At 39.8% G+C, this 9,335-nt stretch carries 6 protein-coding genes and 1 pseudogene; 1 reads left to right on the forward strand and 6 read right to left on the reverse strand.

Features of this window, described 5'->3' with window-relative positions; genetic code table 11:
- The first annotated feature begins 770 nt into the window (after positions 1-770).
- Entirely contained in the window at positions 771-1,649 is an 879-nt protein-coding gene (locus PSH50_RS09885; protein ID WP_004589293.1) for a TraB/GumN family protein, read from the forward strand.
- A gap of 36 nt (positions 1,650-1,685) precedes the next feature.
- On the opposite strand, the gene PSH50_RS09890 is transcribed toward PSH50_RS09885, so the two are convergent.
- The 6 genes and pseudogenes from PSH50_RS09890 to PSH50_RS09915 form a co-directional block, all read right to left on the reverse strand.
- Positions 1,686-3,098 carry an ATP-binding cassette domain-containing protein gene (locus PSH50_RS09890; RefSeq protein ID WP_273586601.1) on the reverse strand — a complete coding sequence of 471 codons (1,413 nt, stop codon included), beginning with the start codon at positions 3,096-3,098 and terminating at the stop codon, positions 1,686-1,688.
- Between the two features lie 77 nt (positions 3,099-3,175).
- Positions 3,176-4,900 carry a response regulator gene (locus PSH50_RS09895; RefSeq protein ID WP_273586600.1) on the reverse strand — a complete coding sequence of 575 codons (1,725 nt, stop codon included), beginning with the start codon at positions 4,898-4,900 and terminating at the stop codon, positions 3,176-3,178.
- A 158-nt stretch (positions 4,901-5,058) separates the two neighbouring features.
- The gene (locus PSH50_RS09900) at positions 5,059-7,392 is read right to left on the reverse strand and encodes a fatty acid cis/trans isomerase (protein ID WP_273586599.1); all 2,334 of its coding nucleotides are present in this window, start codon (positions 7,390-7,392) and stop codon (positions 5,059-5,061) included.
- Entirely contained in the window at positions 7,389-7,754 is a 366-nt protein-coding gene (locus PSH50_RS09905) for a hypothetical protein (protein WP_273586739.1), read from the reverse strand. Before PSH50_RS09905 ends, PSH50_RS09900 begins: the two co-directional genes overlap by 4 nt.
- A gap of 118 nt (positions 7,755-7,872) precedes the next feature.
- On the reverse strand, positions 7,873-8,670 hold the full coding sequence (locus tag PSH50_RS09910; RefSeq protein ID WP_273609602.1) for a VOC family protein: 798 nt from the start codon (positions 8,668-8,670) through the stop codon (positions 7,873-7,875).
- 544 nt (positions 8,671-9,214) lie between these two features.
- Positions 9,215-9,335: pseudogene (locus tag PSH50_RS09915) on the reverse strand (elongation factor Tu); the annotation flags it as partial.

Consider the following 9,335-nt stretch of genomic DNA (forward strand, 5'->3'; position numbering starts at 1 on the left):
GGGACTAAAAGTGTCGCTATCTGCGTTAAAAAATTCTCATTTAGAACAACTAAATAGCGAATTTTTTGCCTAGCTATCAACACGTTTATCTATCCTCAAAATAGATCACTTAATTAAGCGAATTGGTATAAAATCTTTAAAACTTTGTGCTTAAAACTAAAAAGCCCTCCGAACGGTTAGGTGCGGAGGGCTTTTTAATGCTTAAGTTTATAGCACTACGAAGCCCTCGCGGGAATAATCACCACGATAATAATCAGGACTAGGTTAAGTGCATTTGTAAGCATGTAATTAATACCAAAATGTGTTCATTTGTTACGAAGTAATACTCTTCGCTCTGTATATGTATTTGTACCGCGCTGAGGCGAGTAAGTCAACACCAAACTTAATTCAACAAAAGAGCAAAAAGCGACTTTAAACGGATTTTAAATTCACAATAAAAGGCTTAAATGAAAAATTTATACCTTAATTTACAGCAAGTAAATTCACTAGCCCCATAATAGCCATATAGGGCTTGATTAATTTTTGATACATTGTAGTACAAATAACAGCGCAGCACGGTAAATAACTTAAAACTTTGCTAATTAGGCAGGTTTACTCCGCAAGCCCTATTACGCACCACTCAATTACATTCACCCTATTTAAATAAGGTGCCCTAGTGCAACTAAACTCATAAGCGCATTTAAAAGTGTTTAATATAACCAAATAGGTTTATTAAAGCGCTTTAATTTAAGCTAGTATTTAGGCAACTCAATTAGATTTAAGGACAAACCATGCAAGCCCTCTCTCGAATTAGTCAGTTCTTTATACTGGCACTTTTTATAGCAACTAGTTTTAATAGTGTCGCAGCACCGGCATTATTTAAAGTAGAAAAAAACGGTACTAGCTCTTACTTGTTTGGCACGGTTCACGTAGGCGACGCCAGCATGAAAGGCTTACCAGAAAAAGTAACTAAGGCTATAGATCAAAGCGAGCAAGTTGTTGTTGAAGTAGATATAAGTAAACTCACGCCTTTGCAAATGCAGCAGCGTTCAATGCCCTTTATGATGCTTAAAGATGGCAAAACATTACAAACAGAACTCTCAAAACAAAACTACAATAAGCTTAAAGACTACTTTGCTAAAAAATCGATTGATATAGCTATGTTTAATGGCCTCAAACCTTGGGCTGTAATGGTAACCATGATGCAGATTGAATTTCAAAATGCAGGGTTTTCTGACCAGACAGGCATAGACAAGCAAGTACTTGCTTACGCTAAAAAGCAAAATATCACGATTGGAGAGTTAGAAACGCTAGAGCAGCAACTGCAAATGTTTGATGGCATGGCTTTGCTCAGTAATGAAATGATTGAAGAAACGTTTGAACAGCTTGCCGATATTAATACTTATTTTATTAAGTTAGTAAACGCCTGGAAAAATGGTGATATGGATACGCTGACTGAATACTACAACATGAGTTTTGACGAGAGTAACTACGGTGAAATAAGCGAGCAAGTTATGCTAGTTAATCGTAATAATAAATGGGTGGAGCAATTAGTGCCTCGCTTAACTAACGAAAAGCTATTTATTGCTGTAGGCGCGCTGCACTTACCAGAGCAGCATGGTTTAATTAAACAGTTAACTGATGCAGGCTTTACCATTACTCGCCTATAACGTGGCGTTAAAGGTTGGGCCTAAATAGCCCAGCCTTTAATTAAAATCTTCCATTTTTAAGTAATGCTCAATCCCTTTAATTTTGTCTGCCGCATGGTGATTTACATAAATAACGGTGCTGGTATTTGCGGCACAAATTTTCTCGATTAATATTAGTACTCGCTGTCTATTTGCCTCATCAAGCCCCAAACAAGGTTCATCTAAAATAAGTAACGTGGGGTGTTTTACCATAGCACGCACTATTAATAGCATGCGCTGATCGCCGTATGAAAGTTGCGTAAATGAGCTATTTTGTTTATCGCCTAACCCAATCAGCGCTAACCATTGCTTAGCTGTATTTACTTGTGACTCTGTTGGCTTTTGATATAAGCCAATGCTGTCGTAAAACCCAGAAATAACTGTATTCAATGCCGATATACTTACTCGATAATCCATATGCAGTGCATTTGATATATAGCCAATATGCTGTTTTATATCCCAAATACTTTCACCGCTTCCGCGTTTAAAACCAAATACCTGAATATCATTGCTGTAGCATTGAGGGTTATCGCCAGTGATTAAATTTAATAAGCAGGTTTTACCTGAGCCATTTTTACCACTCAATTGCCAGTGTTGATGTTTATTAATTTGCCAATTGAGATTTTTAAATACATCAACCCCAGCGTAGCTAACCTTTGCATTACTAAGCTTAATCAATGTATCGGCGGTATACTCTGCACGGCCTTGGGAGTCATCCGGTTGAGGTATTTCTAAAGCGGTATGGGTTAAATGCAGTAGTTTAAGCAAGTCAGCACGCTGCTCTGCGTTTGGATTATTAAGTACATGCTGCAACTGCCCCTGATTTACATAAGCGTAATGAGTAATAAACGGTGGGATTTCATCAAGCCTATTTAACACAAACACAAAGTTAATTGTTGAGCTAAGTGTTTCTAATAAAGTGTTTAGCACTTCACACGAATGTTTATCTAAGCCATCATATGGCTCATCTAGTACCACTAAATCAGCATGACTACTTAGCGCATTTATAAGTAGGAGTTTACGGGTTTCGCCGGTAGAGAGATCTCTAAAATGCCTCTCTAAAAGGGCGCTGTAATTAAAGGCATCTATTAGTTTTGTACGTAGCTCATGGTTGTAGCTACTATTTTGAGGGAAGATAAAATCTTTTACTAAGCTGTGATGTTCATGCTCAATTTCGTTTTTGATTAACTGCTTTTGCACATCAGATGACACAAGCTGCGTGCTATTAAAGGTACTTTTAAAAGTACCACTTTGCTGCTTAGCTTCACCCGTTAATGCGGCGCTCAATGCCGACTTACCTGCGCCATTAGCGCCTAATAATAGCCAGTGCTCACCAGCATTCACTTGCCAACTTAAGTCATTAATTGTGTAACGGCTTTTACCTTGCCCTTTTAAATAACCACTAAATTGTTCAAATACAATACTTTGCACAATACTGCCTTCACCATAAGCTAAATAAACAACTTAACGTATAGTAAATTGCTTTAGCAAGCGTATTTAATTGCGTATTAATTTATTTCATTAGCTATGCATACATTTACCAATGCATCAGCCACTGCCTGCTTACTTATGGGTTTATGAATATGCTCACTCGCGCCATATTCATAAATTAAGTCCATGTCTTCTGCTGAGGTATTTGCTGTAACAACGATTATGGGCATGGTTTTATTTAGCTCTTTGCGTATTTTTTTAGTCGCTTCAAAGCCATCCATGACCGGCATGTTTAAATCCATAAACACCACATCATAGTCAGCCTTACCTACCTTTTCGCAGGCTTCTAGGCCATTTACAACGCATTCATAGTCCACACCTAATGTTGCCAAAATACGTGTGAGTAACAAGGTGTTTAATTCGTTGTCTTCAACCACAAGGCAAAAAAGCTTTTTTTCGACTTCTCTTTCTGTTTGCTGGTTAGTAATTTCAATCGGCAAGTTAAGCGTAACATGAGCGCCACTCGCTGCGTTGTTTTTAAATGAAAGCGAACCATGCAGCGCTTTAACAACATACTGCGCCCGTGTTAATCCCGTTCTTAGGCCTTGAAAGTGGTTAGTTTGTTTAAATGAGTCAAACTCTAGTTCTGTTATTACGCTAGAAAAACCACACCCACTATCATTAACGGTTAATTGTAATTGCGAGTTTTGCATGTTTGCAGCAACTTCAACCTCGCCCTTGTCGGTAAACTTTATTGCATTGCTAATTAGCTCGGTTAATACATGCTGTAAGCGCTGATGATCTAACTTACAAAAACAATTAAGAGACTCATCAAAATGAGTGATTAATGTTAGCCCTTTTTGCTGCGCTGCATACTCATACGCCAACACCACTTTGTTTATGGATTCTAAAAGGTTTTCGTTTTTAAGAATTGGCGCCCACTTTCCTGTGCTTAGTGCTTGTAGGTCTTGTAGCTCATCAAGCATAGATAGAAGTCTAAGGGCGCAGTAGCTTGCTTGCGTTTTAATATTTTGCTGCTCAGAATCGATGGTTAGCTCATCAATCGACGTAATTAATCCCTGTAACGGTGTTCTAAATTCGTGGCTTGCTCTGGCAATAAAGTGCTCTTTGTTTTGGCTCATTTGCGCTACAAAGTCCTTTTGTTTTTGAAGAGCTGTTAAGGTGCGTTCCACCTCTTTTTCCATCGGCATAAACACAAATCTTAGCTCAACGAGCAATAACACCATGGCGACTAACCAGCACAGCAATTCTAAATTAGACACGCGGTTAACTTTTTTTACTGCATGTTGCTCAAATAAAGTAACCGCGCGGTCAAGCTTAGCTAGCAGGTTTTCTACATGTGCTACGTTGAGCACCTGTGTGTCTACCTCGCCTTTTTGATACAGCAGCCAGCTAGCTTGGGCAATAAATTCATTCACTTCGCTATCTAGATTAGCTGGCTCAGCAAAGTATAACTTTACTAATTCTGGCGTTAAATAACGGTAACTACTACCTTGCTTGGTAAGTAATACCTCATGAGCTGTTTTAAATTGTGCGAGAGAGTGTTCGAGGGAATTGGTATGGGTAGCAACATCGATTCGTGATGAAAGAAGTGCATTGCTATGCCAAGCAATTTTTTGCGAGAGCATGCGCTGCTTACCTGCCATATTAATAATTTTGGCATCGTACTTTTGTACAGAAAAGCCATACTGCAGCAACAATGCTGAGCCACTTATTAACAGAGCAATAGCAATAAGCGCCCATCGGTAACGCTGTCTTACATTGGCAATAATTTTAAACATACAAGGCCGCTTTTTTATTTTAAGTGTAGCCTATATATAGAAAACTCAACATCAGCTTTAGTAATTATATAAATAAAAAGCCCAGTAACATGACTGGGCTAAATGTATTAAGTGTGAGGCAAAAAGGGCAATACTTGCGACACTTTTGTAATTACCAGTTAGCGATTTTCTAATCGGTTGTAGTCAAACATACCAAATTCAACGCCGCGATACTCTTTAGCTACTTGGTGCATTATGTCGCTGTATTTCCAAAACTCTGGATGTGAGCGACGAATACCAAATTTTACTTTTAATGCAGCATAATCTGCTTCAATTTGCATCATAGGTAATAGCTTTGCAAATTCACCCATTTCATTTTGATCATTTAAATACCAAATAGCCGCAGGGTAATCGCCAATAAAACCTGGCACTAGGGTGGCGGTATCTTCATCATAAGCGCGCTGCCCATCTTCATTTAATAAGCTGGAAATATTGTAATGCGCGTTGTGATGAATAAGCGTGTAAGCTTTATGTGAAGCATCGTCTTGCTTAACCAAAATATACGATAACTGCGGTAATAAATTTATAGCCTTAGCTGGCATATTGTTTAGTGCATTTAATGGCGTGGGTACTTTTGTGTAGTCGTAGTGCTCACTCAGTACTGGCGCTAAAGTTTGCTTAACTAACCCATACAGCTCGTGTTGTGGATCATCCGTTTTATATTCAATACCGCTAGGTTGGCTAAACTCTCGGTTGTTTTTAAAAAACTTAGATAAGCTTGGCGGAGACTTTCTATACCAGCTTTTTTTAATTTGATGGCGCTTCGTTTCAGGTAATAACGCCAAAAAGTTTTGCTCACCCTCTAAACGTAAAAAGTCCATGTATAGGCGGGTCACTAATTGGTGGCCGATATTTCCGTATACATCAAAGCCTGCAACAAGTAAGTAATGAATACGCTCAAATAGCGCGTAATCTAATACCCACATAGTTTTAGGCTCTTGACCAATAAAGCCTTTCACTACCGTGGCACTATCAAAATGGCGAAATATTGTAAGCGCTGCATTTTTGTTATGGCCTTCACCTTTCCACAATAGGTCGGTGGTTAAATGCTCTCCGTTTTTAAACATCTCGTTAGCCAGCTCAACTTTGGCTTGTAAGTATTTTTTCTCACGCACTGAGTATTTAACCCAGCTAGAGATAGGCAATGCATTGCTTTCTTCTGCTGCAGGTAATTCAAGGGCTTCTTCGTGCTGAAGTAACATGTCTTCCACTGCTGGAGTCGCGACTTTTTCAGGGTCTGCAAAGGCAACCCAAAAATGATCGTTAATCACATTAAGTGCAATTTGGCCGCGGCATACAGGGCCCTTAATAAAGCCCATAATAATTAGCTCAGCTTCATCAAGCATAAATTGATACTTAGAATTAATAGGAATTACTTCAAACGTTTTAAAAGGATTAGATGCCGCCTCGCTCTTATAACTTGGCATTTTAGTAACCGTATAATCGGGAGCTATAAATTGCTCATAAATACGTGCAAGCTTTGCATCATCAAGCTTTAGCGGTAAATGTGTTTTTGATAAAACAGTTGAGCGATCCTGTAGTAAACGGTAATACACACGACTCACTTTAGGGTCATCGTATGGTCGGCGCGTATTAATTAGCTTAATTTCTTCGCCTGGCGGCGTACTTGAACGAACCAGTTTAAAAAAGCTCTGTGGTTTATCAGAACCAAAATAAATATGGGCTAAAAACCAATGCTCGTAAATATAACGTGCGGCTAATTGGTATTTTAAGCTGTCTTGATTTAAAAACGCTTCCCAGTTTTTAACGTTTGTTAGCTCGGCTTTGGTGGGCGGTTTAATATGCGCCATTTTTCCACCGTCTTTAAGCCACTTTTGTAAATGATAAAATTCCTGGCTAGACACGCCCGGTAAACCGTAAGGCATACCGCCATGAGGCTGCTCTGCAGCTAAACGATCGAATTCTCCCATAGTGGCGCATGTTTGAGAGCGGCTAAGTGAAAAGTCAAATTCGTCATCAAGAATTTCATTCTCTGGTAAGGGTGCACTTTGCTTAAGCACTAATGAATTAAATAACACCCCACCGGCAAGGTTTGCTTCTGGGTTTTGGTCACGTTCGTTAAGTACCGGAGTAAAGCCCTTTTTACGCCATTGCTCAGTGCTGGTTGCATCAAATAATAACCGGCTTGGTGTAGTGGCTAATAGCCGTGTACCATTATAAACAAGCTCTTTGCTTAGCCCTCTATCTATCCCTTCAGGGGACGAAAGCTTTAGCTGACAAGGCGCATCATAACAGCCATGGCATACTACACAGCGTGTATCTAGCACAGGTTTTACTTCTTGCAAAAACTCGGCACCAGCACCTGTATCATGCGGCACTATACGCTGCTGCGTTTGTTCATCACCAAATAAGTCGTTGTAGTGAGCATTGCCTAAATAAGCACACCCGCTGAGGATAATAAGGACGAATGTGCTGATCAGAATTTTTTTCATTCTTCATCCTCATCACCCAGGTCGAAGGTTGGCATCATATCCATTTGTGGAGAGACAAAAGTTTGGTTGTCGTGGGTATTTAACACCACACTTAACAGTGGGCCGTGGCTCAGCGTTATTTGTGCATCGTGCTCTTGGTTTAACAACGCATTAAATTCGCTGCTATGCGGCGCAAGCTCATACTCTTTTAAACTAATAGCGATACTGCTATCAGGTGCTGGGTTTTGGCATATCTGCGTCAGTAGCTCATCATCAAGAGCAAATGAAATGTCTAAATCGGGCTTTTCTACATCTCGCTCACTAAGCGACTCATTTAAAATAAATAACGGTAAGGTTAATTTACTATCTTGTTCAAATTCCATTGTGCTCTCTTGCTGACTGAGGGTGTAATTACCCGCCATTATAGCAAAAAAGCACATAATTACTGCGCCTAAATAACCACACTAAAGTCTAAAATTTAGCCTTAAGCGCTGTTAATGACTAAGCTTTAATATCATCCATTGCCGATTCAATAATAGAAAATACAGCCCCTTGAGGGTCGCAAATAACACTAAAACGCCCTACATCAGGAATATCTGTAGCAGGTACACACACTTGCCCTCCAAGAGTCGCCGCTTTTTTTACATAGCTATCGCAGTTATCCACGGCGAAGTAAATCATCCAATGGGGGGGTACGTCTTGTGGCCACTCATCAGTCATTTGTAGCATGCCTGCTACCGGCTTACCTGCAACTAAAAACAAGGTGTAATCCATACCTTCCATAGGTTTTGTTTCACTTTTCCCCCCCAGTAGTTCACAGTAAAAATCACGGCTTGTTTCACTATCGCGCGTTGCCATTTCATGCCAATAAGGCGTGTTGAGCTCACAAGGACGCTTACATCCTATATGCTCTTTACCTTGCCACAATGCCACCGTGGCACCCGCGGGGTCTTTAAGCATTAACATACGCCCTGCATCCATAACATTGTGAGGGCCTGCTATAATTTGCGCACCGAGCTCTTGCGCCTTAATTGCACATGCATCAACATCATCTACGGCAATATAGGTAAGCCAGTAGCTAGGCGTAGAGGCCACTTGCTCTTTAGGCATTTGATACATGGCAGCAATATCGTCACCTTGCTTTTGTAGCATAGTGTAATACTCATCATCGCCAATGGGCTGATCGTCATTTCCCCACTCAAACAACGAGGTATAAAAAGCTTTCCCGTCTTGCCAATTATGAGTACACAGTTCAGCCCAGCAAAATATACCTTGCGGATAATTATTTTTATTATTCATCGCCCATTTCCTGTTGTAAATTTAAGCCATTTTTAGCTTAGGCTAATACCCTGTAAGTGTCGATAGTTATTCACTGAATAAGCACCTCCTTATACATCAGTGACCACTTCTACTCGGGCTTTGTAAAGCCAACCCAAACAACATTATTTACATTAACGCCAAGCAGCTAAAAGCTGATAGCTAAAAACTAATCACTTTTCTTCAGGCATTAAAAAACCCGAGGCTAAGCTCAGGTTTTTATAGTATTAATTAACTTAAACGTTAACTATTACTCATTGAACGTTGCTACGTTGCACCTACGCCTAAAGGTAATAGCGCCACCTTCACATGACGTAAATTTCAGGCATTAAAAAACCCGAGGCTAAGCTCGGGTTTTTATAGTATTAATTAACTTAAAAGTTAACTATTACTCACTGAACGTTGCTGCATAGCACCTACGCCTAAAGGTAATAGCGCCACCTTCACATGACATAAATTTCAGGCATTAAAAAACCCGAGGCTAAGCTCGGGTTTTTATAGTATTAATTAACTTAAAAGTTAATTATTACTCTACGATAGTTGCTACAACACCAGCACCTACAGTACGGCCACCTTCACGGATAGCGAAACGAAGACCTTCGTCCATCGCGATTGGCGCGATTAGAGTTACTGTCATCTTAACGTTA

The organism is Pseudoalteromonas sp. Angola-7 (genome assembly GCF_028599255.1).
Taxonomy (GTDB): Bacteria; Pseudomonadota; Gammaproteobacteria; order Enterobacterales; family Alteromonadaceae; genus Pseudoalteromonas; species Pseudoalteromonas atlantica.